The sequence below is a fragment of the Bradyrhizobium sp. SZCCHNS3002 genome, assembly GCF_032377435.1.
In the GTDB taxonomy this organism is placed as follows: domain Bacteria; phylum Pseudomonadota; class Alphaproteobacteria; order Rhizobiales; family Xanthobacteraceae; genus Bradyrhizobium.
On the sequence record NZ_JAUHHY010000027.1, the window covers coordinates 1 to 26,146 of the forward strand.

Here is a 26,146-nt window from a genome sequence, read left to right on the forward strand (position 1 = left end):
CAAAAACCCACAACAGTTGAGCCTCGCAATATGCGGAAGCTGAACCGGACAGCCGTGGGACAAGCCCGGGCATGACGGAGTTCTTGGCTGACCGGGTCGTTCGTCGCGACAGCTTCGTATTCGGGAACGCCGGCGACTAATCCTCGTCGTCCCAATCCGCCGCCCGGCCATAGCCGCCGTGGTCGCAATTGCGATAGCGCTGGGCCGGCACGTAACGGTAGCGCTCGTAGCCGTAGCCGTCATACGCCGCGTCGCGATAGTGCGACCGGTAGACCGGCGCGGGCTCATAGGCTTGCGCTTCCGACGCCAGCGCGCCGCCGACGAGAGCGCCGACCAAGAGACCACCGATAAGCGCCGCGTTGCGGCCGTCATGGGCCTGAGCCGGCGCCACGCCGGCGAGCAGGGTGGTGGTCACGGCGAGCGCGGCGATGCCGCCTGCGAGAGATGTCTTCAGCGAAACCATGATCCCCTCCATTGGGAAGTGTGGTGACGGTAGAGGTTCTACAGCGCGCGCTTTGAAGGCACCCTGAATGCGATGTTGTCGGCCGTTCACTTTGCTGTCGGCCACGCTGCCCGCCGCAACGGCGGTGTCGTCCCTGCGAACGCAGGGACCCATACCGCGGAATCTGTCGGTTGGGCATAACTGGCAGTCCTCATCTCACGAGGGCCGGTGGTTATGGGTCCCTGCGTTCGCAGGGACGACAGCGGAGAGCGGTGAGGCGCCGTTGCCTCCGATCCTTGATTTTTGCAAAACAAAAATATCTTGCGTTTTTCCAGAAGTTATGATCATATCGCGCCATCCCGTCCCAAGCCGAGGGGCGTAGCGCGCGATCGTCACGACACGCGGGGCGGGGAGCGGTGGCCGCGATCATGTCGCAGCGTGTCTTCGGGCGCGCGGACGAACGATGTGACGCGGACGTGAAATCGCAGCGTCCTGATACCCCGACGCTGGTATCAAGCCGTGATGGCGCCGCAGGCGCTGCGCGGTGATGGTGGCCAAAAAGCCCGGCGCACCAGGGAGACTGCGTATAAGCGTGAAGACCATCGCGCAGGGAAGGCCGGGCGTTCTCGGCTGCACCTGTGGTACCTGCCGCCTGCATTCTTTTCGCAGGCGGGCCGCAGGCGTCAGCCGACGCCTGGCCTTCCCTGCGCCCTCCGCACCGGAGGGTGAACACGATCAGCAAAGCCCCGGGCGTGATTTCGCCGCGGGAATGCCGGATCATGTCATTTGCCTTTGCGCGCAGGCGGGCCTTACCATGCTGCGTCTGGCCGCTCCCCCCGCGGCTTGTTGTTTTGCATCGCACAACATGATGTCGGGCGCCGCTTATTGACTCCCGCGAAGATCGTTATAAAACATAACTATTCTGAACAGGACACAATCAAGCGATGGGAAACGCCGACACCGCCACGCCAGCGGGCGATCCGTCTCTACTGCAGATCGAACAGCAGGGCGCCGTCCTGACGATCGGGCTCAACCGCCCGGCCAAGCGCAACGCGCTGAATGACGGCATCATCCTCGCCATCGGCGAGCGCTTCACCAGCCTGCCCGACGACGTCCGCTGCGTCGTGATCCACGGCCTCGGCGACAATTTCTCCTCCGGCCTCGATCTCTCCGAATTGCGCGAGCGCGACGCGACCGAGGGCCTGGTGCACTCGCAGATGTGGCATCGCGTGTTCGACCGCATCCAGTATTGCCGCGTGCCGGTGATCGCCGCACTGAAGGGGGCCGTCATCGGTGGCGGTCTCGAGCTCGCCTGCGCCGCGCATATCCGTGTCGCCGAGCCGTCGGCTTACTTCGCGCTGCCCGAAGGCCAGCGCGGCATCTTCGTCGGAGGCGGTGGCTCGGTGCGGCTGCCGCGCCTGATCGGCGTCGCCCGCATGATGGACATGATGCTGACCGGTCGCGTCTATTCCGCGACCGAAGGCTCGTCCTACGGCTTCGCCCAATATCTCGTCGAGGCCGGTGCCTCGATGACCAAGGCCATGGAGTTGGCCGCCAAGATCGCGGGTAACGCGCCGCTGACGAATTTCGCGGTGCTGCAGGCGCTGCCGATGATCGCGGAGGCCAATCCGCAGACTGGCCTGCTGATGGAATCGCTGATGGCCACCGTCGCGCAGAGCGACAAGGAGGCCAAGAGTCGCATCCGCGCCTTCCTCGATCACAAGACCGCCAAAGTGAAGCCGACGTGACATGACCACACAAACAATAAGAAGCACACAGGGAGGAACGGACGACACGGCGCGCACCGCCAGTGTTCATCCGTTGCGCGCGATCTCGTTCAACGATCCCGCGGTCACCGTCGATCGCCGCGACGACGGCACCATCTATCTCCGTCCGAAGCAGCCGCTCGGCGACTATCCGCAGCGGATCACGGACCGGCTGCATCACTTCGCCAAAGCCACACCAGAGCGCGTGTTCATGGCCGAGCGCGTCGGGCCCGAGGGCTGGCGCGAGCTGACCTATGCCACACTGCTGGCGGCGAGCCGGCACATCGCCTCGGGGCTGCTCGCCCGCGGACTCTCGCCGGACCGCCCGGTGATGATCCTGTCGGGCAATTCGATCGATCATGCCCTGGTCGCGTTCGGCTCGCTCTATGCCGGCGTGCCCTTCTGCCCAGTGTCGCCGGCCTACTCGCTGGTGTCGCGCGACTACGGCAAGCTCGCCTATCTGATGAAGCTGCTGACGCCGGGCCTCGTCTTCGTCGACGACGCCGACAAGTTCGCCGACGCGCTCGTCGCGAACGTGCCCGACGGCACCGAGATCGTGGCCTCGTTCGGCTCGGTGCCGGGCCGCAAGGTCACGATGCTCGCCGATCTCATCGCGTCGCCGCTGTTTGCAGGCCTCGATGCTATCAACGACAAGATCGGTCCGGACACGATCGCGAAATTCCTGCTCACCTCTGGCTCGACCGGCAATCCGAAGGCCGTGATCAATACCCAGCGCATGATCTGCGCCAACCAGGTGATGATCCGCGAGACGCTCGCCTTCCTCAAGGACGAGCCGCCCGTCATCATCGACTGGCTGCCCTGGAATCACACCTTCGGCGGCAACCACAATATCGGCCTGACCTTGTTCAACGGCGGCTCGATGTATCTCGACCAGGGCAAGCCGGTGCCTGGCGGCATCGAGGAGACCGTGCGAAACCTGCGCGAGATCTCGCCGACGGTCTATTTCAACGTCCCCAAGGGCTATGAGTCGCTGCTGCCCCATTTCCGCGGGGACCCGGCGCTGCGGAAGTCCTTCTTCCAGCGGCTGCACGCGATGTTCTTCTCCGGCGCCGCACTGGCGCCGCATGTCTGGAACGAGCTCGACGAGCTCTCGGCGGCCGAGACGGGCTATCGCGTGCCGATGCTGACGGGCCTCGGCTCCACCGAGACCGCGCCGTTCTTCATGTCGGTCAATCCGCGCACCAGCCGCTCCGGCCATGTCGGCCTGCCGGTGTCGGGCAACGAGGCCAAGCTCGTTCCCAACAACGGCAAGATGGAAGTGCGCGCCAAGGGGCCGAACGTGACGCCGGGCTATTGGCGCCTGCCGGAGGTCTCGGCCGCGGCCTTTGATGACGAAGGCTACTACAAGATGGGCGACGCGCTGAAGCCCGTCGATCCCAACGACTTCAATGCCGGCTTCGATTTCGATGGTCGTGTTGCCGAGGACTTCAAGCTGGCGAGCGGCACCTGGGTCTCGGTCGGTCCTCTCAGGGCCCGCTTCATCGCTGCCTGCGCGCCGCTGGCGCGCGACGTCATCATCGCAGGCATCAACCGCGACGAGATCGCGGCCATCGTCGTGCTCGATCTCGACGGCTGCCGGCTCATCAATGCGACCCTGCCGATGGACGATCTCGCCGCGACGGCGGCGGATCCGCTCATCGTCCAGGCGTTCCGCGAGCGCTTCGCCAAGTTCCAGGGCACCGCGACCGGCTCGTCGACGCGGATCACGCGCGCCGTGCTGCTCGGCGAGCCGCTGTCGATCGACAAGGGCGAGGTCACCGACAAGGGATCGATCAACCAGCGCGCCGTGCTGGAGAACCGCAAGGACCTGATCGAACGCATCTACGCCGCGACGCCGGACGACGACATCATCATCGCCGGCTGATCGACGCATCCAAGGGAGAAACGACAATGTTGTTGAAGGATCAGGCCGCCATCGTCACCGGCGGCGCCTCCGGCCTCGGGGCCGCCACCGCCCGCAAGCTCGCGTCGCAGGGGGCCAAGGTCGCGGTGTTCGATTTGAACGCCAAGCTGGCGGCGGAGGTTGCCGCTGAGATCAACGGTGTTTCGGTGGTGTGCGACGTGTCCGACGCCGCCGGCGCTGAAGCCGGCGTCGTCGAGGCGGTCAAGGCGCTCGGCCAGCAGCCGCGCGTGCTGGTGAACTGCGCCGGCATCGGCGTCGCCAAGCGCGTCGTCGGCCGCGACGGCCCGATGCCGCTGGCCGATTTCGAGAAGGTCATCAAGGTCAACCTGATCGGCTCGTTCAACATGCTGCGCCTGGTCACCAACGGCATGACCAAGCTGGAGCCGCAGGCGACCGGCGAGCGTGGCGTCGTCATCAACACCGCGTCCGTTGCCGCCTATGACGGCCAGATCGGACAGTCGGCCTATTCGGCCTCCAAGGGCGGCATCGTCGGCATGACCCTGCCGATCGCGCGCGAGCTCGCACAGTTCGGCATCCGCGTGCTGACCATTGCGCCCGGCCTGTTCCTGACGCCGCTGCTCGCCAACCTGCCGCAGGAGGCCCAGGACTCGCTCGCCGCCGCGATCCCGTTCCCGCGACGTCTCGGCCACGCCGACGAGTTTGCCGCGCTGGCGCTGCACATGGTCGAGAACGCCTACCTCAACGGCGAAGTCGTCCGCCTCGACGGCTCGCTGCGCATGGCGCCGAAGTAGGATTGATGCGCCGAGCTACTCGCCAGAGGCTCGCTGCCAGCCTCTCCCCGCGCGCGGGGAGAGGCCGGATTGCATCGCCAGATGCAATCCGGGTGAGGGGGCTCTCCGCGAGTCTGGTGCGCGTGGCTGCCCCTCACCCCAGCCCTCTCCCCGTAAAGAACGGGGAGAGGGAGCGCACCGTCTACACGGCTGATAGCGAGGCCAAACCAATGTTCATCCACCGCCGCGACGTGCAGATCCAGTGGGGCGACTGCGATCCCGCCAATATCGTCTACTACCCGCGCTATTTCGCGATGTTCGACGATGCAACCTCTGTCATGTTCGAGGCGGCCGGGTTCTCCAAGCAGGACATCGTCCGTCGCTACGGTCTGGTCGGCATCCCCATGGTCGACACCCGCGCCAAGTTCTACATCCCCTCGACCTATGGCGACTGGATCACGATCGAGAGCCGGATCGAGAGCATCAAGCGCTCGTCCTTCGACGTTACCCATAAGGTGTTCAAGGGCGAGGCGCTGGCGATCGAGGGATTCGAGACGCGGGTGCTGGTCGGCCGCGATCCGGCCGACCCGGACAGACTGAAGTCGGCGCCGTTTCCCGAGGAGATGCGCGCCAAGTTTCTCGGTGGATGAGGCTGGAATGGGTGCGACATGCGACCGTCTTAAGGATGTTCAGCTGTCATGCTTTGGTCGACTGGTGAGGCGTGATCTTCTCGTGTTCAATGCTATGATCACGTTTGGACACATATCGGCCGGCCATGTTGGAAGGCGCCCCGGACAAGGGGCGGGACTGCAAACAGGATCGGCGGATCACGAGCTGAACCGAAAAGATCAAGGGAGGATTTTATGAGGAAGGCCTATCTGGCGGCGGCTGGCGTCATCGCGATGCTCGCAGCTGCTCCTGCGCTGGCGCAGACCAGCGAGATCACCATCGGCATCACCACGACCACGACGGGGCCGGGCGCGGCGCTCGGCATCCCCGAGCGCAATGCGCTCGAGTTCGTGCCGAAGGAGATCGGCGGCGTGCCGCTCAAGGTGATCGTGCTCGACGATGGCGGCGATCCGACCACGGCGACGACGAATGCGCGCCGCTTCGTGACGGAGTCGAAAGCCGACATCATCATGGGCTCGGCGCTGACGCCGCCGACCATCGCGGTGTCCAACGTCGCCAACGAGGCCGGCATTCCGCATTTCGGCCTGGCGCCGTTCCCGGTCACGCCTGAGCGGATGAAATGGTCGGTGGTGATGCCGCAGCCGGTGCCGATCATGGGCAAGGTGCTGTACGAGCACATGAAGGCGCACAACATCAAGACCGTCGGCTACATCGGCTACTCCGACTCCTACGGCGATCTCTGGTTCAACGATCTGAAGAACCAGGCGGTGCCGATGGGCATCACGATTGCCGACGAGGAGCGGTTCGCGCGCCCCGATACGTCGGTCACCGGCCAGGTGCTGAAGCTGGTCGCCGCCAATCCGGACGCGATCCTGGTCGGCGCCTCCGGCACCGCGGCGGCGCTGCCGCAGACCGAGCTGCGCGAGCGCGGCTACACCGGCCTGATCTATCAGACCCACGGCGCCGCGAGCATGGACTTCATCCGCATCGCCGGCAAGGCGGCGGAGGGCGTGATCATGGCCTCCGGCCCGGTGATGTCGCCGGAGACGCAGGACGACAGCGCGCTGACCAAGAAGCCCGGCCTCGAGCTGAACAAGGCCTATGAAGCCAAGTATGGCCCGAACAGCCGCAGCCAGTTCGCCGGTCACTCCTTCGATGCGTTCGAGATCCTCAAGCGCGTCATCCCGGTGGCGCTGAAGACCGCCAAGCCCGGCACGCCGGAGTTCCGCGAAGCCATCCGCCAGGCGCTGATGACCGAGAAGGACATGGCGGCCTCGCAGGGCGTCTACAACTTCACCGAAAAGGATCGCTCGGGCCTCGACGACCGCTCCCGCATCATCCTGACCGTGAAGGACGGGAAGTACGTCCCGGCGAAGTGAGCCGCGAGACCATAGCTTCTGATTGAGAAAGGCCGGCTCCGTGAGCCGGCCTTTCGGCCATTTGGACGAGGATCTTTGTAGTTTTCCGAGAGGCCCGCCATGATCCCAGCCCCCACCGGCGCCACAAGGCTCCACATCATCATCGGCGATCCGATCGCACAGGTGCGTGCGCCGGCCGGCGTGAGCCAGGCGTTTGCCGAGCAGGGCAGCGATGCGATCCTCGTCCCGGTCCAGGTCGCGCCGGGCGATCTCGCGGACTTCCTGGCGGCAATGACTCGGGTCAGGAATCTCGACGGCATCGTCGCGACGATCCCGCACAAGTTCGCCTGCTACCGCGCCTGCGCGACCGCCACCGAGCGTGCGCAGTTCATCGGCGCCGTCAACTTGATGCGGCGTGGTGAAAGCGGCGGGTGGCACGGTGACATGGTCGATGGCCTCGGCTTCGTCGGCGCGGCGAAAGCCAAGGACTTCGATCCCGCAGGCTGCCGGGCGTTGCAGATCGGCGCGGGCGGAGCGGGTTCGGCGATTGCGCTGGCGCTGATCGATGCCGGCGTGCGCGAGCTTGCCATTCACGACAGCGATCCCGGACGCCGCGATGTGCTGATCGCGCGCCTCAACGAGCGGGGGAAAGGCCGCGCCGTTGTCGGCGGCACCGATGCCAGCGGCTTCGACCTGGTCGCGAATGCGACGCCGGCGGGCATGCAGCCCGGCGATCCGTTGCCGGTCGACATGGCGACCGTCAGCCCGTCGGCCTATTGCGGCTGCGTGATCACCCGGCCGGAGGTGTCGCCGTTCATCGCCGCTGCGCGCCAGCGCGGCTGCCTGACGGCGACCGGCACCGACATGTACCGGGCGCTGGAGCGCGTGATGGTCGATTTCCTGCTGTCGAAGGAGGCGCCCTCCTGAAGCAGCGCCTCACCCCATCGACATCAGGCTCAGCTCGCAGCCGCCTCGGCAAAGCCGAGATAGCTCGCCGCCACGCGCTCATCGGTGGCGATCTCGCTGGCCTTGCCGTTGAGCACGAACTCGCCGAGCTCCATCACATAGGCGCGGTCGGCGACCTTGAGCGCGGCCTTGGCGTTCTGCTCGACCAGCAGCACCGAGACGCCTTCCTGGCGCAGCCTGGCGACGATCTCGAAGATGCCGGCGACGATGATCGGCGCCAGACCGAGGCTCGGCTCGTCCAGCATCAGCATCTTCGGCGCGCCCATCAGCGCCCGGCCCATCGCCAGCATCTGCTGCTCGCCGCCGGAGAGCGTGCCGGCGAGCTGCTTGCGCCGCTCCTTGAGCTTCGGAAACAGCGTGTAGACGTGCTCGAAGCCTCTGGAAGCGTGGGCCTTCGACATTCTGAAGGCGCCGAGCTGCAGATTGTCCTCGACGTTCATGGTGGCGAACAGCTCGCGATGCTCGGGCACCAGGCAGAGACCGCGCGCGACGCGGTCCTCGATCTCCAGCCGGGCCATGTCCTCGCCCAGGAAGGAGACGCGGCCCTTCAGCGGAAACACGCCCATGATGGCACTGAGCAGCGTGGTCTTGCCGGCGCCGTTGGCGCCGATGATGGTGACGATCTCGTTCTCGGCGACGGTCAGCGAGACCGATCTGACAGCCTCGACCTTGCCGTAGGAGACGTGGACGTCGGCGACTTCCAGCAAGGTGCTCATGCAGCGGCTCCGAGATATGCCTTGATCACCTCGGGATTGGTCTTGATCGCGGCTGGTGTGCCCTCGGCGATCTTGGTGCCGAAATCGAGCACCACGATGCGGTCGGCGAGATCCATGACAAATCCCATGTCGTGTTCGACCAGCAGCACCGACATGCCGCCGGCGCGGAGGTCGCGCAGCAGCGCGCCGAGGCGCTGCTTCTCCATGTGGCGCAATCCCGCGGCCGGCTCGTCGAGCAAGAGCAGCATCGGATCGACGCACAGCGCGCGGGCGATCTCGACGATGCGCTGCTGGCCGAGAGACAACGAGCCAGCAAGCTGGTGCATCTGGTCGCCGAGCCCGACGCGATCGATCTGGCGCGCGGCTTCCGCGAGCAGCTTGGCCTCGTCGGCGCGGTCGAGCCGGAACATGCTGGTGAGCGCATTGGAATGGCCGCGCAGATGGGCGCCGATCGCGACGTTCTCCAGCACCGTCATGTCCGGCACCAGCTTGACGTGCTGGAAGGTGCGGGAAATGCCGAGCTTGACGACGTCCTGCGGCGGGGCGTTGCCGACGGCCTTGCCGAGCACCGAGATGTTGCCGGAGGTCGGCGGCAGCACGCCGGTGATCAGGTTGAAGGTCGTGCTCTTGCCGGCGCCGTTCGGGCCGATCAGCGCGACGATCTCGCGGGCCTGTACGTCGAAGGAAACGTTGTTGACCGCGACCACGCCGCCGAACTGCTTTCGCGCGTTGTCGACTTGCAGCAGGACGTTGGGCGTCGTCGCGGACCGCTCGCGGGCCGGCAGCTTGATTGTGGTGTCCGGCTTCTTCGCCAGCGGCTTGAACGGCAGGCGCGCCGTCAGCCACGGCCACAGGCCGGTCGGAGCGAGCTGGAGGAGCGTCACGAGCAGGATGCCGAACACGATGGTCTCGAGCTGGCCCTCGCCATGCAGCAGCAGCGGGAGGTAGCTTTGCAGGACCTCCTTCAGCACAACGACGATCGCAGCACCCAGCACGCCGCCCCAGACATAGCCGGCGCCGCCGACGACGGCGACGAACAGATATTCGATGCCGGCCTGGGCGCCGAACGGCGTCGGGTTCACGGCGCGGGTGAAGTGCGCATAGAGCCAGCCCGAGAGGCCGGCGAGCACGGCGGCATAGATGAACACCAGCAGCTTGGCGCGGGGTGCGTAGACGCCGAACGCTTCCGCCGCGATGTGGCCGCGGCGCAGGGCGCGAATGGCGCGGCCGGTGCGGGAGTCCAGCAGGTTCATCGTCAGCAGCGCAGAGATCAGAACGGCGGCCCAGATCGCGAAATAGATCGTGCCGGGATCGAGCATCTTGAGGCTGCCGATCGACAGCGGCGGGATGCCGGAGATGCCGTCATTGCGGCCGAGGAAGGCAAGCTTGCTGAAGAGATAATAGAGGCCGAGACCCCAGGCCAGCGTGCCGAGCGGCAGATAGTGGCCGGACAGCCTGACCGTGACGAGGCCGAGCAGCACCGCGGCGAGGCCGGAGACCAGCAGCGACAGTGGCAAGGTCAGCCAGGGCGAGATGCCATACTGCGCCGAGAGCACCGCGGTCGTGTAGGCGCCGAAGCCGACGAAGGCGGCCTGGCCGAACGAGGTGAGGCCGCCGACGCCGGTCAGCAGCACCAGGCCCATCGCGACCAGCGCGGACAGGCCGATATTGTCGAGCAGCACGATCCAGAACGGCGGCATGCCCGGAATGAACGGGATCGCCGCAACGATGACGGCAAAGACGATGAGAGGCCAACGCTCGCGCACGGCTCAATCCTTCTCTTCTTCGACCGCGGGCGCGGCGAGCGAACGCAGCAGCAGGACCGGGATCAACAGCGTGAAGACGATCACTTCCTTGAAGTTCGAGGCGTAGAACGAGGAGAACGCCTCGACGATGCCGACGACGAGCGCGGCGACGGCGGTCAGGGGATAGCTGATCAGGCCGCCGATGATCGCGGCGATGAAGCCTTTGAGGCCGATCAGGAAGCCGGTGTCGTAATAGAGCGTCGTGATCGGGACGATCAGGATGCCCGAGAGCGCGCCGATGCTGGAGGCCAGCAGGAAGGCGATCTGGCCGGACAGCGTGGTGCGGATGCCGACGAGGCGGGCGCCGAGCCGGTTGACGGCGGTGGCGCGCAGCGCCTTGCCGTAGAGGGTCAGGCCGAAGAACAGCCAGAGGCCGACGATGAAGGCGATGGTGATGCCGTAGACCGCCATGCCCTGTCCGGTAAAGCGCAGCGAGCCGAGCGTCGCGCTGGCATTCAGCAGCGTCGGGCCACGCTGGCCTTCGGCGCCGAAGAACAGCAGGCCGAGGCCCTGCAGCGCCAAGTGAACGCCGACCGAGGCGATCAGCAGCACCAGCACCGAGGTGTGCGCGAGCGGCTGGAACACGATGCGGTAGAGCGACAGGCCGATGCTGGCCACGATCAGCAGCGACAGCACCAGGCTGACGCCGGCGGGCATGCGCTGGTTCGCCGCCCACATGCTGGCGAGCAGAATGGCCACCGGGAGGACCACGTTGAGGCCGAAGGTGCGCGCGATCTTCGGCGCGTGCAGCGTCTTGCGCATGGCGTAAAGGTCGAAGGCGAAGGCCGCGAGCCCGATCACGACGGCGAGCTTCGCCGTGCCCGGCATTTGGCCGGCAGCGAGCGAGGCATAGGTGAGGGCGCCGTAGGTGACGAATTCGCCCTGCGGGATCAGGATCACCCGGGTGACGGCAAACACCAGCACGAGCGCCAGCCCGAGCAGCGCGTAGATCGCGCCATTGGTAATGCCGTCCTGCAACAGGAACAGCAGGATCGTTGTGTTCAAGACCGGACGCTCCCCCTCTGTGGTGACCGGATGCGGGCGACGCCATGCGCCGTCCGCAGGTCGGGGCAGTTGAATTGGGCTGCCCGTGTTTGATATAGTGGATAACAATTATCGATTATAATCTCAAGGCCGCTGTTCCGGCTGCGGCGTTCGAGACCAGGGATGGAAGCAAATGCGATGAATTTGGCGGACCGTGATGGCCGATAGCGCCAAGCCCGTCAGCAAGAGGGAAAGCCGCAAGGAAGCTGCCGTAGCGGCCGATGAGACGCAAGCGGTCCAGCTCGGCGAGCTGTCGGATCTGCTTGGCTATGTGCTGAAACGGGCGCAGTTGAAGGTGTTCGAGGACTTCCTGCGCTGCGTCGCGCCGCTGCAACTGACGCCGGCCCAGTTCTCGGTGCTGCTGCTGCTCGACGCCAATCCGGGCCGGAACCAGACCGAGATCGCCAACACCCTGGGCATCCTGCGGCCGAACTTCGTGTCCCTGCTGGACAGCCTCGAGAGCCGCGACCTGTGTGCGCGAGTGCGTTCGGCCAACGACCGGCGCTCGCACATCCTGATGCTGACCGAGAAGGGCCGCGCCGTGCTGGCCCGCGCCAAGAAGCTGGTGGTGTCGAAGCACGAGGCGCGGCTCAACGAGCTGCTGGGCCCGGATGGGCGCGACGCGCTACTGGCGATGCTCACCAAGATCGCGGAGGAGTTCTGAAGGACGCAGGCGCGCCCCTCAATCGACCAGGATGACCCTGACGTCGTTCACGTTGGTGAGCGTCGGTCCGGTCTGCAGCAGGCCGCCGGTCGCGGCGAAAAATGCGGTGGCGTCGTTGTTGGCGAGATAGGCCTGCGGATCCAGCCCCTGCGCCCGCATCGCGGCGATGACCTCGGCATCGACAAGCGCACCGGCCGGATCGGAGGCGCTGCCGCCGCCGCCATCGGCGCCGTCGGTGTCGCCGGCGAGCGCCGCTATGCCCTCCATGTCCTTGAGGAGGTCGGCGAGCGCCAAGGCATATTCCTGGTTCGGGCCGCCGCGGCCCTGGCCGCGCACCGTCACGGTGAGCTCGCCGCCGGAGATGATCGCCATGCGGCGGCCGAGCGCGCGGGCCTCGCGCGCCAGCTTGGCGTGATCGGCCGCGACATCGCGGGCCTCACCCTCGAGATCGGCGCCGAGATCGAGCACGTCGTAGCCCGCCGCCTTGACGCTGGCCACGGCGGCCTCGAGCGAGCTGGCGGGGCGCGCGATCAGCTCGAACGAGGCGCGGGCGAAGGCGGCATCGCCGGGCTTGCAGCTCTCATTGGCGGCATCATCGAGCGCTCGGCTGATCGCCGGGTCGACCTCGAGCTTGTATTTGGCGACGATGCCGCGGGCATCGGCCAGCGTGGTCGGATCGGGCACCGTCGGACCCGATGCGATCGCCGAGGGATCGTCATGCGGCACGTCGGAGATCGCCAGGGTCACGATCTCGGCCTTCTGCCCGGCCCGCGCCAGCCGGCCGCCCTTGATCCGCGACAGATGCTTGCGGACCGTATTCATTTCGCCGATCGGTGCGCCCGAGCGGAGCAGCGCGCGGGTCAGTTGCTGCTTCTGCGCGAAGCTGACGCCGTTCACCGGCGCGACCCAATTGGCGGACCCACCACCGGAGAGCAGCACCAGCATCAGGTCGCCGGGCTCGGCGGTTGCCGCCAGTTGCAGCGTCTCGTCGGCGGCCTTCAGCCCGGCCTCGTCTGGCATCGGATGTCCGGCCTCGATGACCTTCACCCGCCGGGTCGGCACGCCATGGCCATGGCGGGTGGTTGCGATGCCGGTCAGCTTCGCGGGATCGAATCCCAGCGTGTCCAGGTAGTGGCGCTCGGCCGCGACCGCCATCGCGGCCGCGCCCTTGCCGGCGGCGAGACAGATGATTCGTCCTTTGGGAGCCGCCGGCAGGAATGCCGGCAGCACCATGTCAGGATGCGCCGCGGCGACCGCGGCATCGAAGATCGCGCGCAACAACGGACGGCGGCTGGTCATGCGGCGCCGCCCGCGTGCCGTGCGCAGCCTATTTCAGTTCGCCGCTCATGACCTCGCCGAACAACTGCCAGCGCTCGCCCTTGAACTGCATCAGCTGCAGCTGCTCGATCGGCTGGAAGTCGTCCGGACCGGTGGTCAGCGTGATGCCGGGCAACAGCCCGCCCTGCGCAAACTGCTTCAGGCTTGCCGCCTGCTTCATGACATTGGCGCGGGTCAGTTCGTCGCCGCATCGCTTCAGCACCTCGACCATCGTGGTGGCGATGTTGTAACCGGTCAGCGCCGACGAATCCACGGGGTTGATCTCCGGCAGATATTTGGCGAGCAGTTCCCTGAACGCGCCGAGACCGGGGTCGTTGGCCCATTGCGGATCGGAGGCATCCTTGGCATAGGCGGCCGAGATCACCCCTTGCGAGTTCTCGACGCCGGCCGGCCGCATCACGGCCGCGGTCGAGGCGCTGACGTTCGAGATGATGGTCAGCGGCTTCCAGTTCATCTCGCCGAGCTTCTTGATCGCCTGGGCGCCGGACTTCGGTGTGGTGAACAGCACGACGATGTCGGGATTGGCCGACTTCATCTTGACGATGTGCGACTCGACCGTGGGTTCGGCGATCTCATAGCTCTCCTCCAGCACGACGCGGGAGGTGTCGCCAAGGCCGTCCTTGAGACCCTTCAGATAGTCCTTGCCCATGTCGTCGTTCTGGTAGAGCACCGCGATCTTGCCGGTCGGCTGCTGCGCGGTGAGGTATTTGGCGTAGATGCGGGCTTCCGACTGATAGCTCGGCAGCCAGCCCATGGTCCACGGATTGGTCTTGGGCTCGTTCCACTTGGTGGCGCCGGTCGCGACGAACAGCTGCGGCACCTTCTTGGCGTTCATGTATTTCTGGATCGCCGTGTTGGGCGCAGTGCCGAGCACGCCGAACAGGAACAGCACCTCGTCGCTCTCCACCAGCTTGCGCGCCTGCTCCACCGTCTTCGGCGGCGAATAGGCGTCGTCGTACGAGATGAAATTGATCCTGCGGCCGTTGATGCCGCCCTCATCATTGACCTTCTTGAACACAGCCGACATCGCCTTGCCGACCGAGCCGTAGGCCGAGGCCGGGCCGCTATAGGGCACGATGTTGCCGATCTTGATCTCGGTGTCGCTGGCGCCGGTGTCGTATTTCTTGTCGGCATAGGCGCTGCCGGCAGCGGCGCCAACCAAGGCGAGGCCGAGCAGGCTGGAGAGCGTGCGGCGGGTGAGGGCAGTGGTCACGTGGGGACTCCTTCTCGGCCTTGGAGCTTGGCCTTGTTGTTGGATTCGCCCGCAGCACGGGCGACTCGTTTCACTCCGGACGAGTCCCCATAGCGCAGCCGCGCGCTCGGCGTAACCGCCGCCGCTGCATGACCGCCTCTCTTTCAACTCCTAGCTTAAGAATTCTTGGCAAAGACAGCAAAGATGCCTGGAGAGAGCGCCTCCTGCGGCGCGAAGCCGCAGGAGGCGGTTTCAATTGCGTTCCGTCGTTAGCCGCCGACGTCGGCGGAAATCACGTCGCCGAACAGCTCCCACTTCTCGCCCTTGAAGCGCATCAGCTGCAACTGGCTGACGGGCGCGAAGTCGGTTGCCGAGGTGTTGATCGTGATGCCAGGCAGCAGCATCTCGGTGCGGAAGTTGCGCAGGGATGCGGCCTGCTTCATGACGTTCTCGCGGGTGAGGTTGTCGCCGCACTGCTTCAGCACCTGCACAAGCGTCTGGGCCACGCTGTAGCCGACGACGGTGCCGCCATCGAGCTTGTCGCCATCCGGGAAATCCTTCGCCATGAAGTCGAGGAACTGTTTCATCCCGGCATCATCCTTCCATTGCGGATCGGAGACGTCCTTGAGATAGGCCGCCGAGAGGATGTCCTGTGAATTCTCATAGCCGGCCGGTTTCAGCACGCTGCCGACGGAGGCGGAGACGTTGTTGAGGATATGCAGCGTCTTCCACTCGATCTCCTTGACCTTCTTAATTGCCTGCGCCGCAAATTTCGGCGTGGTGATGTTCACGAATACGTCGGCGCCGGTGGACTTGAGCTTGACGATGTGATTGTCGATCGAGGGTTCGGCGGTCTCGTAGCTCTCCTCCATGACGATCATTGAGGCGGCCTTGGCTCCAAGCCCATCCTTCAGCCCTTTCAGATAGTCCTTGCCGTAATCATCGTTCTGATACAGCACCGCGATCTTCGCGTCCGGCTTTTCCTTCAGCAGATATTTTGCGTAGATTCTGGATTCGCTCTGGTAGTTGGGCTGCCAGCCCATGGTCCAGGGGAAGTCCTTCGGATCGTTCCATTTGGTGGCGCCGGTGGCGACGAACAGCTGCGGGACCTTCTTCGAGTTCATGTATTTGTGGATCGCCGAGTTCGGCGGCGTGCCCAGCGAATTGAAGATGAACAGCACTTCATCGCTCTCGACCAGCTTGCGTGCCTGTTCGACCGTCTTCGGCGGCGAATAGGCGTCGTCATAGGAGATGAAGTTGATCTTGCGACCGTTGATGCCTCCCTCGGCGTTGATCTTCTTGAAGTAGGCCGCTTCCGTCTTGCCGATGATGCCGTAGGCCGAGGCCGGCCCGCTATAGGGCATGATGTTGCCGATCTTGATCTCGGTGTCGGAGGCGCCGGTATCGTATTTCTTGTCGGCGGCGATTGCGGAGCTCGAGGCGAGAACGATGGCGGCAGCCGAGGCGAGGGCGGCCCTTCGCGTGATCATCATGGTGCGTTTCTCCCGTGTTGGTTTGGTTGACGTGTCTCGGCCGCCTTGATGGCGGCTCTTGTTCTGGCTGGAACTATAGCAGAGCTGCACCGGGGTGGTTGCGACATCACGGCACGGTCCGTGTTTTCGCGGTGCCTTGGCGGTCCATATCATGTGCAACTGCGAGAGGTCTCCGCAATCTCGGCGGGTGATTGCTCTGCAAGAACAGCCTGAGATGAATAGTTCGACGCCGATCCAGATATGAAAAAGCCCTCCGCGCCGATGGCGCGGAGGGCCAGTGGAGATCGGCACCGCTTTCTGCGGCGATGCGCGATTACTCGATGGCGCCGCTGATCGCCTCGCCGAACAGCTCCCACTTCTCGCCCTTGAACCGCATCATCTGCAATTGCTCGATGGGCGCGAAGTCGGTAGCCGAGGTGTTGATCTTGACGCCCGGCAGCAGCGTGTCGGGCGCGAAGTCCTTCAGGCTCGCGGCCTGCTTCATCACGTTGGCGCGGGTCAGGTCGTCACCGCACATCTGCAGCACCTTCACCAGCGTCTGCGCGGCGCCGTAGCCGTAGACGGTCGAGCTGTCGAGCTTGTTGGCGTCGGGATAGTACTGCGCGAGGAAGTCGAAGAACTTCTTCATGCCGGGATCATCGTTCCACTGCGGATCCGCAGCATCCTTGGCGTAGGCGGCCGAAAGAATCCCTTGCGAGTTCTCGAAGCCGGCCGGCTTGATCACGCTGCCGACCGAGGCCGACACGTTGACGACCAGATGCGTCGGATGCCAGTCGATCTCGGCAAGCTTCTTGATCGCCTGCGCCGCGAACTTGGGCGTGGTGACGCTGAAGAAGACGTCGGCGCCGGAGGCCTTCAGCTTGACGATGTGGCCGTCGATCGAGGGTTCGGACGTCTCGTAGCTCTCCTCCATGACGATCATGGACGCGGCCTTGTCGCCGAGGCCGTCCTTGAGGCCCTTCAGATAGTCCTTGCCGAAATCGTCGTTCTGGAACAGCACGCCGACCTTGGCGCCGGGCTTGTCCTTGAGCAGGTACTTCGCGTAGATGCGGCCCTCGCTCTGGTAGCTCGGCTGCCAGCCCATGGTCCAGGGGAAGTTCTTCGGGTCGTTCCACTTGGTGGCGCCGGTGGCGACGAACAGTTGCGGGATCTTCTTGCCGTTGAGATATTTCTGGATCGCCGAGTTCGAGGGCGTGCCGAGCGGGTTGAAGACGAACAGGACCTCGTCGCTTTCGACCAGCTTGCGCACCTGCTCGACCGCCTTGGGCGGCGAATAGGCGTCGTCATAGCTGACGAAGTTGATCTTGCGGCCGTTGATGCCGCCCTCGGCGTTGATCTTCTTGAAATACGCCTCCTCGGTCTTGCCGATCACGCCGTAGGCGGACGCCGGTCCGCTATAGGGCATGATGTTGCCGATCTTGATCTCGGTATCCGACGCGCCGGTATCGTATTTCTTCTGGGCGAGTGCTGCGCCCGAGGTGAGGGCGATGACCGCCGTCGCGATCGCGGCGATTCGTAGTTGTTGAACGACCTGCAAGAGTTCCTCCTTAGTTCTTTCTGAGTTTGCCGAGCAGCTGCTGCGCCACCATCGCCACCTGCCGCGAGCCGTGCGGCACGAGGAAGATGACGAGGAACAGCAGCACGCCGAACACCGCGCCGGACAGGCCCTTTGAAATGCCTTCGGCGATGTTGGGAACGAAGATGATGAAGGCCGCGCCGACGAACGATCCGGGCAGCCAGCCGACGCCGCCGACGACCATGCCGAGGAACAGCGAGATCGCGAGCACGATCGTGTAGCTGTCGGGTGCCACGAACTGCACGGCTATGGCGCCGAGGCCGCCGGCGACGCCGGTGATGCCGGCGCTGACGCCGAACGCCAGCGTCTTGTAGGTCGCGACGTCGATGCCCATGGCGGATGCCGCGATCTCGTTGTCGCGGATCGCCATGAAAGCCCGCCCCGAACGCGAGCGCAGGAGGTTCACCGAGAACACGTAGATCGCGATCGTGATCGCCAGTGTGAAGTAGTACAGCCACATGTCCTGCGACATCGGCAGGCCGAACGGCGCGTCCGGCTTGGTGACGACGAGGCCCTGCACGCCGCCGGTCCATTCCTCGAAGAAGCCGAGCTTGAGGATCTGCGGCATCGCGGTGGCGAGCGCGAAGGTGGCGAGCGCGAGATACACGCCCGAGAGCCGCAGCGCCGGCTGGCCGAACAGGAAGCCGGCGCCGAAGCAGATCACGCCGGCGACCGGCAGGGTCAGCGCGTAGTTGACATTGTACTGCTCCATCAGGATCGCCGACGTATAGGCTCCGATGGCGTAGAAGGCGCTGTTGCCGAGCGAGAACTGGCCGGATCCGCCGGTCAGGATGTTCAGCGCCAGCACGGCCAGCCCGTAGATCAGCAGCATCGTCATCTGGAAGATGATGAAGTTCTTGACGAACAGCGGCACTATCAGGAGCAGCAGCACGACCACGAAGGTGGTGCCGGAGCTCAGGGTCATGGCCCGCTTCGGAACGGCCTCGACCGCGGGCGCCTGGGATGTGATGTCCTCGATTGCGCTCATGATCAGACTCGCTTCACGATGTTGCGGCCGAACAGGCCGGCGGGCTTGATGACCAGGACGGAGATGATGAGGGCCAGAGCGATCGGCAGCTTCATCTCGTTGCCCACATGCGGGATGTAGGTTCCGGCGAGATTTTCGAAGATGCCGACCAGGAAGCCGCCGAGCACCGCGCCGAACGGGCTGGTCAGGCCGCCGAGCACGGCGGCGGCGAACCCGTAGATCAGCACGCCGCCCATCATGTTCGGCTCGAGGAAGACCACCGGCGCGATCAGCATGCCGGCGATCGAGCCGATCGCTGCCGCCATGCCCCAGCCGAGCGCGATCATCCACGACGTGTTGATGCCGACCAGCCGCGCCGACTCGGGCACCGCCGCCGCCGCACGCATCGCAAGCCCGACCCTGGTGTACTGGAAGAAGAAGTACAGGCCGATCAGCAGCAGCAAGGTGATGCCGATCATGCCGGCCTGGTGCGTCGAGATCAGCTGGCTGCCCAGGAACGGCGACGATCCGAACGGCGTCGGATACTGCTTGATGGTGAAGTCCCAGGTCAGTCCGGCAAAGGAGTTGATGATCGAGTACAGCGCGATGAAGCCGGCGACCTGAGTCAGGATCGGCGCCTTGGTGAGCGGCTTGAACAGCACGCGCTCGATCGCGATGCCGCCGGCAAAGGACAAGGCCAGCGTCGCCACGAAGGCGACCCAGTAGGGCAGGCCCCATTGCATCAGCTGCCAGGAGATGAATGTCGAGAACATCGCCATCTCGCCTTGCGCGAAGTTGAGATGGTCGATCGCCTGGTAGATCATCACGACCGCGAGCGCCATGCAGGCGTAGATCGCGCCAGTCGCAATGCCGGCCAGGACCTGGTTGGTGAACAGCTCCATTGTCCCGCCTCCGTTAGTAGCCCAAATAGGATTTGCGGACGTTCTCGTCGTTCGCGATGTCCGAGGCCGCGCCGGACATGACGATGCGGCCGGTCTCGATCACATAGGCCTGATCGGCGAGCTCCAGCGCGAGCTGCGCGTTCTGCTCGACGACGAGGATCGAGACCTTTTCCTCGCGGTTGATCTTGCCGAGGATGCCGAAGAGGTCGCGGACCACCAGCGGCGCGAGGCCGAACGACGGCTCGTCGAGCAGCATCAACCTGGGACGCAGCATTAGCGCCCGCGCCACGGCCAGCATCTGCTGCTCGCCGCCGGACAGGGTGCCGGCCTGCTGCGTATGACGCTCCTTCAGCTTGGGGAAGTAGGAATACATCCGCTCGATGTCGGCGACGATGCCCGCCTTGTCGGAGCGGGTGATGGCGCCGAGCTGCAGGTTTTCCTCCACCGTCATGTTGGTGAAGGTGCCGCGACCCTGCGGGACGTGCGCGATGCCGAAGCGGACGATGCTCTCGGTCGACTTGTTGTTGAGCGGCTTGCCCTCGAACTCGATCGCACCGGTCGAGCGCACCATGTTGCAGATCGCGCGCAGGGTGGTGGTCTTGCCGGCGCCATTGGCGCCGAGCAGGGTCGTCAGCGAGCCTTCGTTGAGCGAGAAGGAGAGGCCGTGCAGGGCCTGGACCTGGCCGTAATAGGCGCGCAGGTCCTTGACGTTGAGCAGCGCCGTCATTGATCCTTGCTCCCGAGATAGGCCTTGATGACGTCGGGATCGGCCTGCACCTGCGCGGGCGTGCCCTCGGCGAGCTTGCGGCCGAAATTCAGCGCCACCACGTGGTCGGCGATCGACATCACCAGTCCCATGTGATGCTCGACCAGCAGCACAGTGACATGGCGCTCGTCGCGGATGCGACGGATCAGGTCGCCGAGCACATAGACTTCCTCGTGATTGAGGCCGCCGGCGGGCTCGTCAAGCAGCAGGATCTTCGGGCCAGCGGCGAGCGCGCGCGCCAGCTCGACGCGCTTCTGGGTGCCGAACGGCAGCCCGGACACGGTCTTGTGCGCGACCTCCTCGAGGTTGAGATAGGCGAGGATCTCGTGAACCTTGGTATTCACCGAAGTCTCGCTGCGGCGGATCCAGGCGAGACGAAGCGAATCGGAGATGATGTCGCTCGAGGTCCGCGCATGCGTGCCGACGCGGACGTTGTCGAGCACCGACAGGTTCGGGAACAGCGCCACGTTCTGGAAGGTGCGGCCGATGCCGATCTCGGCGATGCGGTGTGGCGGCCGCTTCAGGATGCTGTGGCCTTCCATCAGGATGTCGCCGGAGCTCGGCTGATAGAGCCGGCTGAGGCAGTTGAACAGCGTGGTCTTGCCGGCGCCGTTCGGGCCGATGAGGCCGAGGATCTGGCCCTGGCGCATGTCGAACGAGACGCCGTTCAGCGCCACGATGCCGCCGAACACGACGCTGACGTCGCGGACGGCGAGCAGCGGATCGTTGGTCTGGGCGAGTTGTGCCTGCGTCATCTCGTCTCGCCCCTCCCGAAATCGTTCAGGTCAGGACGCGGCGCCAGCCGACCGCGATGATGCAGGCTATCTGATACCCTCGGCAACACGGGCAACTTTTCCTCCTGGCTTCGGCTTTTTATTGAGTTCTTTGTGAGACGAATTGTTCGCATGAACATTCGTCTGATTAGTTTGCGGCGCAAGTCCGCCAAGCGCTGCTTCGATTTTCCTTACCATCGCCACGAGACGAGGTCCAATGTCGGTGAGCAGGCGCTCTTCCGTGAAGCGGAATGCAGGCGCGCCGCAATTGATCGCGTAAGGACCCGTTCCATCGTTGAGCCTCAACGCCGCGCCGACGGCGTGAACGTCATCCTGCCATTCGCCGGCCGAGATCGTGAAGCCGTACTTGGCGACGGTTTCGCCGGCGCGCTCGATCCCGTCACGGATCTTGGGCCAGCGGTTGCCGTAATGCTCGCGCATCTCGCGCATCAGCACGGCGCGTTCCTCTTCGGGCAGCGCCCAGAGATAGGCCCGGCCCATCGCGGTGGTCGCAATCGGAATGCGCGAGCCCACGTCGAGCTCGACGTTGACGACGCCGTGCCGGCTCTGGCCGATATAGATCATGCTGAGCCGGTCGCGGCCGCCGATTGCCACCGCACCGCCGGTCTCGCGCATCAGCTGCTCGCGGAACGGCTCGGAGAGCTGGCGCACGCCGAGATTGGCGAGCGCGGCGTAGCCGAGCAGCAGCGCTGACGGCGCCAGCTGATATTTCTCGAAGCGGGGAACGGGCGTGAGATAGCCGAGCTTGGTCAGCGTGTAGGTCAGGCGCGACACGGTCGGCTTGGGCAGGTTGGTGCGCGCCGCGATCTCCTGGTTGCCCAGCAGGCCGTCATTGGGCCGGAAAGCCCTGAGCACCTCGAGGCCGCGCGACAGCGCAACGACGAAGTTGCGATCGGTCGCAGCTTTCTTCCCTGGGCGTTTCATGTCATCGGCTGTTGATTGATGAGCCTCGTTGACAACGCTCGTGCTTCAAAATAACCCTGGCTGTCAAGATGTGGAATTAGATTTCGCACTGCGGAATTGATGTCCGGCAGCGGGTAGACGCAAGCAAGGCTGAACCTCTGCGCAAATGAAGAGCCAAGAAGGGGTCGGAACGTTAACCGGCCGCAAAGAAACGACATCCCAAGGAGCTTACGCGTGAGCGAAGTGGCAAAGCTTGATCGTCATGACATCATCGGCATCGTCACCATCGACAGTCCGCCCGTCAATGCGCTGAGTGCCGCAGTTCGCGGCGGCATCCTGGACAACGTCAAGGCGGCGATCGACGATCCCGCAATCAAGGCCATCGTGCTGACCTGCGGCGGACGCACCTTCATTGCCGGCGCCGATATCACCGAGTTCGGCAAGCCGCCGAAGCCGCCGGCGCTCAACGACGTGCTGAGCACGATCGAGAACAGCCCCAAGCCGGTCATCGCGGCGATTCATGGAACGGCGCTGGGCGGTGGTCTCGAAGTGGCGCTCGCCTGTCATTATCGTGTCGCCACCAAGGAGGCGAAGCTCGGCCTGCCCGAGGTGAAGCTCGGCCTGCTGCCGGGCGCGGGCGGAACGCAGCGCCTGCCGCGCGCGGTGGGGCCGGAGCTCGCGGTCAAGATGATCGTCGCCGGTGATCCGATCGGCGCAGCCGAAGCGCTGAAGGCGGGCCTGATCGAGGAGATCGTCGAGGGGCCGGCATCGGGCGGCGAAGCCTTCGCGCGCAAGGTGGTGGCGGAGAACCGTCCGCTGCGCAAGCTGCGCGACGATGACTCCAAGATCGCCGCGGCCAAGGCCGATCGCTCGATCTTCACCAATGCGGTCGCTGCGATCACCAAGAAGTCGCGCGGGCTGGAGGCGCCGTTCGCGGCGGCCGATGCGGTCGGCTATGCGATCGATCTGCCGTTCGACGAGGGCTTGAAGCGGGAGCGCGAGGGCTTCCTCAAGCTGCTCACCAGCGACCAGTCCAAGGCGCAGCGCTACGCGTTCTTCGCCGAGCGCGAGGCGGCCAAGATTGCCGGCGTGCCCGAGGGCACGAAGGGCCGCAAGGTCGAGCGCGTCGCCATCATCGGCGCCGGCACCATGGGCGGCGGCATCGCGATGTCGTTCGCCAATGCCGGCATCCCGGTCACCCTGATCGAGACCGCCGAGGAGCAGCTCAAGCGCGGCATGGGCATCATGCAGAAGAACTGGGAGGCGACCGCCGCGCGCGGCGGCATTCCGGCGGACGCCCCGGCCAAGCGCATGGCGCTGATCGACGGCAAGGTCGGTCTCGAGAACGTCAAGGACGCCGACCTCGTCATCGAGGCGGTGTTCGAGACCATGGCCGTGAAGAAGGAAGTGTTCGGCAAGCTCGATCAATATGCCAAGCCGGGCGCGGTGCTGGCCTCGAACACTTCGTATCTGAACATCGACGCAATCGCCGCCGAGACCAGCCGTCCGCAGGACGTGCTCGGCATGCATTTCTTCTCGCCGGCCAACGTCATGAAGCTGTGCGAGATCGTGCGCGCGGAGAAGACCGCGCCGGATGCGCTCGTCACCGCCGTGTCGATCGCCCGCAAGATCGCCAAGGTGCCGGCCGTGGTCGGCGTCTGCGACGGCTTCGTCGGCAACCGCATGCTGGCGCAGCGTGGCAAGCAGGCCGAGAAGCTGTTGTTCGAAGGCGCGCTGCCGCAGCAGGTCGATGCCGTCGTCACCAAGTTCGGCATGCCGATGGGCCCGTTCGCGATGGGCGATCTCGCCGGCCTCGACATCGGCTGGCGCTCGCGCAAGGACCGCGGCATCAAGAGCGAGATCGCGGATGCGCTGTGCGAAGCGGGCCGCTTCGGCCAGAAGACCGGCAAGGGCTACTACAAATACGAGGCCGGCTCGCGTGCGCCGCTGCCGGATCCCGATGTCGAGAAGTTGATCGACGAGACGCTCGCCAAGCTCGGCCTCAAGCGCCGCGCGGTCAGCGACGAGGAGATCCTCGAGCGCATGATGTATCCGATGATCAACGAGGGCGCGAAGATCCTCGCCGAGGGCATCGCCGCGCGTCCGTCCGACATCGACGTTGTCTGGCTCTACGGCTATGGCTGGCCGATCTATCGCGGCGGCCCGATGTACTGGGCCGACAGCGTCGGCCTGAAGCACATTGCCGAGCGGCTGGCGTTCTATGCCAAGGAGACCAATGACCCGTCGCTGGAGCCAGCGCCGCTGCTGAAGAAGCTCGCCGACGAAGGCAAGACCTTCGCCTCGCTGGCGCAGGGGAAGGCCGCTTGAGGCGGCCCAACTATCACTCTGCGCCCGGCTGCGCTCCCCTCCCCCTTGCGGGGAGGGGTTGGGGGTCCACACGGGCAGTCTCGCCCGGGGCCACCCCCCTCCCTGACCCTCCCCCACAAGGGGGGAGGGAACGGAGACAGCGGGGCCGTCTTACGCCAACGGACATTGAGCTCGCATGACCCATCCTGGCGAACAGTTCTATCCCGAAGGCGTCCGCTGGGACGCGCCGATCGCGCGTGGCACCTTGCCGGATCTGCTGGCAAAGGCGGTCAGTGACTTCGGCGATGGCGACGCGCTGGAATTCCGCGACCGCCCCATCACTTTCAAGCAACTCGCGGCGCTCGTCGACCAGGCCGCCGCCGCGTTCCTGCGCGCCGGCTTCGGCAAGGGCGCGTCGATCGCGCTGTTCCTCGGCAATACGCCGGATCATCCGATCAACTTCTTCGGCGCGCTCAAGGCCGGCGCCCGCGTGGTGCACCTGTCGCCGCTCGATGGCGAGATCGCGTTGTCGCACAAGCTCAGCGATTCCGGCGCGCGCATTCTCGTCACGTCGAACCTATCAGCGCTGCTGCCGACCGCGTTGAAGTTCCTCGCCAAGGGACTGATCGATCGCCTGATCGTCTGCGAGGATGATGATTGGGGCAAAGTCGGCACGCCGCAGACGGCGCTGCCGGACAATCCCGCGGTGATTACGCACCGCGCCTTCGTCGAAGGCGCCGTTGCGCCTATGGCGTGGCCTTCGATCTCGCCAGACGACATCGCCCTGCTGCAATATACCGGCGGCACCACCGGCCTGCCCAAGGGTGCGATGCTGACCCATGGCAATCTCACCTCCGCGGTGTCGATCGCCGAAGTCTGGGGCCGCGCGACGCGTGCAAACGGTAACGGCTCCGACCGCGTGATCTGCGTCTTGCCGCTGTTCCACATCTATGCACTGACGGTGGTGCTGCTGACCTCGCTGCGCCTCGGCAGCCTGATCTCGCTGCACCAGCGCTTCGATCTCGACGCCGTGATGCGCGACATCGAGGTCAAGCGCGCGACCTATTTTCCCGGCGTGCCGACGATGTGGATCGCGATCGCCAACCTGCCCGATCTCGACAAGCGTGATCTGTCGTCGCTGACCAGCGTCGGCTCCGGCGGCGCGCCGCTGCCGGTCGAGGTCGCGCGCATCCTGGAGCGACGCGTCGGCATGAAGCTGAAGAGCGGCTGGGGCATGACCGAGACCTGCTCGCCCGGCACCGCCCATCCCAAGGGTGGCCCGGACAAGCCCGGCTCGATCGGGATCACGCTGCCCGGCATCGAGATGGACGTCGTGTCGCTCGAGGATCCCGCAAAGGTGCTCGGCGTGAACGAGGTCGGCGAGATCCGGATCAAGGGGCCGAACGTCACCAAGGGCTATTGGAACCGGCCGGAGGAAACGGCGCAGTCGTTCGTCGGCGATCATTTCCTGACCGGCGACATCGGCTATGTCGACGCCGACGGCTTCTACTTCCTGGTCGACCGCAAGAAGGACATGATCATTTCCGGCGGCTTCAACGTCTATCCGCAGATGATCGAGCAGGCGATCTACACCCATCCGGCGGTGCAGGAGGTCATCGTGATCGGTATTCCCGACGCCTATCGCGGCGAGGCGGCCAAGGCCTTCATCAAGCTGCGCGACGGCTTTGCGCCGTTCCCGGTCGAGGATCTCCGCGCCTTCCTCACCGGCAAGCTCGGCAAGCACGAGCTGCCGGCGGCGGTCGAGTTCGTCGACGAGCTGCCGCGCACGCCGGTCGGCAAGCTGTCGCGTCACGAACTGCGCCAGCAGCAATCACCCGCGTCTCAAATCAAACATCAGTGAC

Annotated in this window: 22 protein-coding genes; 9 read left to right on the forward strand and 13 right to left on the reverse strand. The window is 65.3% G+C overall.

The features are described 5' to 3' along the window. Window positions 1–136 precede the first annotated feature (136 nt). Window positions 137–463 carry a hypothetical protein gene (locus QW845_RS33220; RefSeq protein ID WP_315805725.1) on the reverse strand — a complete coding sequence of 109 codons (327 nt, stop codon included), beginning with the start codon at window positions 461–463 and terminating at the stop codon, window positions 137–139. A 923-nt stretch (window positions 464–1,386) separates the two neighbouring features. Between QW845_RS33220 and QW845_RS33225 the strand changes: the two genes are divergently transcribed. From QW845_RS33225 to QW845_RS33250, 6 genes are all read left to right on the forward strand, one after another. Beyond that, window positions 1,387–2,190: a crotonase/enoyl-CoA hydratase family protein gene (locus QW845_RS33225; RefSeq protein ID WP_315805726.1), complete on the forward strand. Its 804-nt coding sequence runs from the start codon at window positions 1,387–1,389 to the stop codon at window positions 2,188–2,190. A gap of 1 nt (window position 2,191) precedes the next feature. Next, window positions 2,192–4,093, forward strand: a complete 1,902-nt coding sequence (locus QW845_RS33230; protein WP_315805727.1) for a feruloyl-CoA synthase — start codon at window positions 2,192–2,194, stop codon at window positions 4,091–4,093. A gap of 26 nt (window positions 4,094–4,119) precedes the next feature. Then, window positions 4,120–4,884 (forward strand): SDR family NAD(P)-dependent oxidoreductase, encoded by a 765-nt coding sequence (locus QW845_RS33235; protein ID WP_315805728.1) that lies wholly within the window; start codon window positions 4,120–4,122, stop codon window positions 4,882–4,884. Between the two features lie 209 nt (window positions 4,885–5,093). Beyond that, a complete protein-coding gene (locus QW845_RS33240) occupies window positions 5,094–5,513 on the forward strand; it encodes a thioesterase family protein (RefSeq protein ID WP_315805729.1) in 420 nt (139 codons plus the stop codon). Window positions 5,514–5,726: 213 nt separating this feature from the next. Then, window positions 5,727–6,872, forward strand: coding sequence for an ABC transporter substrate-binding protein (locus tag QW845_RS33245; protein ID WP_315805730.1), 1,146 nt, complete (start codon window positions 5,727–5,729; stop codon window positions 6,870–6,872). Between the two features lie 99 nt (window positions 6,873–6,971). Further along, on the forward strand, window positions 6,972–7,778 hold the full coding sequence (locus tag QW845_RS33250; RefSeq protein ID WP_315805731.1) for a shikimate dehydrogenase: 807 nt from the start codon (window positions 6,972–6,974) through the stop codon (window positions 7,776–7,778). A 29-nt stretch (window positions 7,779–7,807) separates the two neighbouring features. Here the strand turns inward: QW845_RS33250 and QW845_RS33255 are convergent, their stop codons facing one another. The 3 genes from QW845_RS33255 to QW845_RS33265 are packed head-to-tail and all read right to left on the reverse strand — an operon-like array spanning window position 7,808 to window position 11,343. Beyond that, window positions 7,808–8,533, reverse strand: a complete 726-nt coding sequence (locus tag QW845_RS33255) for an ABC transporter ATP-binding protein (RefSeq protein WP_315805732.1) — start codon at window positions 8,531–8,533, stop codon at window positions 7,808–7,810. Next, window positions 8,530–10,299, reverse strand: a complete 1,770-nt coding sequence (locus tag QW845_RS33260) for a branched-chain amino acid ABC transporter ATP-binding protein/permease (protein WP_315805733.1) — start codon at window positions 10,297–10,299, stop codon at window positions 8,530–8,532. Before QW845_RS33260 ends, QW845_RS33255 begins: the two co-directional genes overlap by 4 nt. A gap of 3 nt (window positions 10,300–10,302) precedes the next feature. Next, window positions 10,303–11,343: a branched-chain amino acid ABC transporter permease gene (locus tag QW845_RS33265; RefSeq protein WP_315805734.1), complete on the reverse strand. Its 1,041-nt coding sequence runs from the start codon at window positions 11,341–11,343 to the stop codon at window positions 10,303–10,305. A gap of 196 nt (window positions 11,344–11,539) precedes the next feature. Here QW845_RS33265 and QW845_RS33270 point away from each other — a divergent pair, with 196 nt between their 5' ends. Next, window positions 11,540–12,046, forward strand: a complete 507-nt coding sequence (locus tag QW845_RS33270; protein WP_315713766.1) for a MarR family winged helix-turn-helix transcriptional regulator — start codon at window positions 11,540–11,542, stop codon at window positions 12,044–12,046. 18 nt (window positions 12,047–12,064) lie between these two features. On the opposite strand, the gene QW845_RS33275 is transcribed toward QW845_RS33270, so the two are convergent. The 9 genes from QW845_RS33275 to QW845_RS33315 form a co-directional block, all read right to left on the reverse strand. Further along, window positions 12,065–13,345, reverse strand: coding sequence for a glycerate kinase (locus tag QW845_RS33275; protein WP_315805735.1), 1,281 nt, complete (start codon window positions 13,343–13,345; stop codon window positions 12,065–12,067). 28 nt (window positions 13,346–13,373) lie between these two features. After that, window positions 13,374–14,597, reverse strand: a complete 1,224-nt coding sequence (locus tag QW845_RS33280) for an ABC transporter substrate-binding protein (protein ID WP_315805736.1) — start codon at window positions 14,595–14,597, stop codon at window positions 13,374–13,376. A gap of 248 nt (window positions 14,598–14,845) precedes the next feature. Then, a complete protein-coding gene (locus tag QW845_RS33285; RefSeq protein ID WP_315805737.1) occupies window positions 14,846–16,069 on the reverse strand; it encodes an ABC transporter substrate-binding protein in 1,224 nt (407 codons plus the stop codon). A 313-nt stretch (window positions 16,070–16,382) separates the two neighbouring features. After that, on the reverse strand, window positions 16,383–17,606 hold the full coding sequence (locus QW845_RS33290; protein ID WP_315805738.1) for an ABC transporter substrate-binding protein: 1,224 nt from the start codon (window positions 17,604–17,606) through the stop codon (window positions 16,383–16,385). 10 nt (window positions 17,607–17,616) lie between these two features. Further along, window positions 17,617–18,633: a branched-chain amino acid ABC transporter permease gene (locus QW845_RS33295; protein WP_315805739.1), complete on the reverse strand. Its 1,017-nt coding sequence runs from the start codon at window positions 18,631–18,633 to the stop codon at window positions 17,617–17,619. Window positions 18,634–18,635: 2 nt separating this feature from the next. Beyond that, window positions 18,636–19,514 (reverse strand): branched-chain amino acid ABC transporter permease, encoded by an 879-nt coding sequence (locus QW845_RS33300; RefSeq protein WP_315805740.1) that lies wholly within the window; start codon window positions 19,512–19,514, stop codon window positions 18,636–18,638. A 13-nt stretch (window positions 19,515–19,527) separates the two neighbouring features. Continuing rightward, the gene (locus tag QW845_RS33305) at window positions 19,528–20,241 is read right to left on the reverse strand and encodes an ABC transporter ATP-binding protein (protein ID WP_315805741.1); all 714 of its coding nucleotides are present in this window, start codon (window positions 20,239–20,241) and stop codon (window positions 19,528–19,530) included. Then, window positions 20,238–21,035 (reverse strand): ABC transporter ATP-binding protein, encoded by a 798-nt coding sequence (locus tag QW845_RS33310; protein ID WP_315805742.1) that lies wholly within the window; start codon window positions 21,033–21,035, stop codon window positions 20,238–20,240. Before QW845_RS33310 ends, QW845_RS33305 begins: the two co-directional genes overlap by 4 nt. A 66-nt stretch (window positions 21,036–21,101) precedes the next feature. Then, window positions 21,102–21,998, reverse strand: coding sequence for an IclR family transcriptional regulator (locus tag QW845_RS33315; protein WP_315805743.1), 897 nt, complete (start codon window positions 21,996–21,998; stop codon window positions 21,102–21,104). A 213-nt stretch (window positions 21,999–22,211) separates the two neighbouring features. Here QW845_RS33315 and QW845_RS33320 point away from each other — a divergent pair, with 213 nt between their 5' ends. Together QW845_RS33320 and pimA are read left to right on the forward strand one after the other, a co-directional pair. Further along, complete coding sequence (locus QW845_RS33320) at window positions 22,212–24,305, forward strand: 3-hydroxyacyl-CoA dehydrogenase NAD-binding domain-containing protein (RefSeq protein ID WP_315805744.1); 2,094 nt, start codon at window positions 22,212–22,214, stop codon at window positions 24,303–24,305. 175 nt (window positions 24,306–24,480) lie between these two features. Beyond that, the gene (pimA, locus tag QW845_RS33325) at window positions 24,481–26,145 is read left to right on the forward strand and encodes a dicarboxylate--CoA ligase PimA (RefSeq protein ID WP_315805745.1); all 1,665 of its coding nucleotides are present in this window, start codon (window positions 24,481–24,483) and stop codon (window positions 26,143–26,145) included. The last annotated feature ends 1 nt before the right edge of the window (window position 26,146 follow it).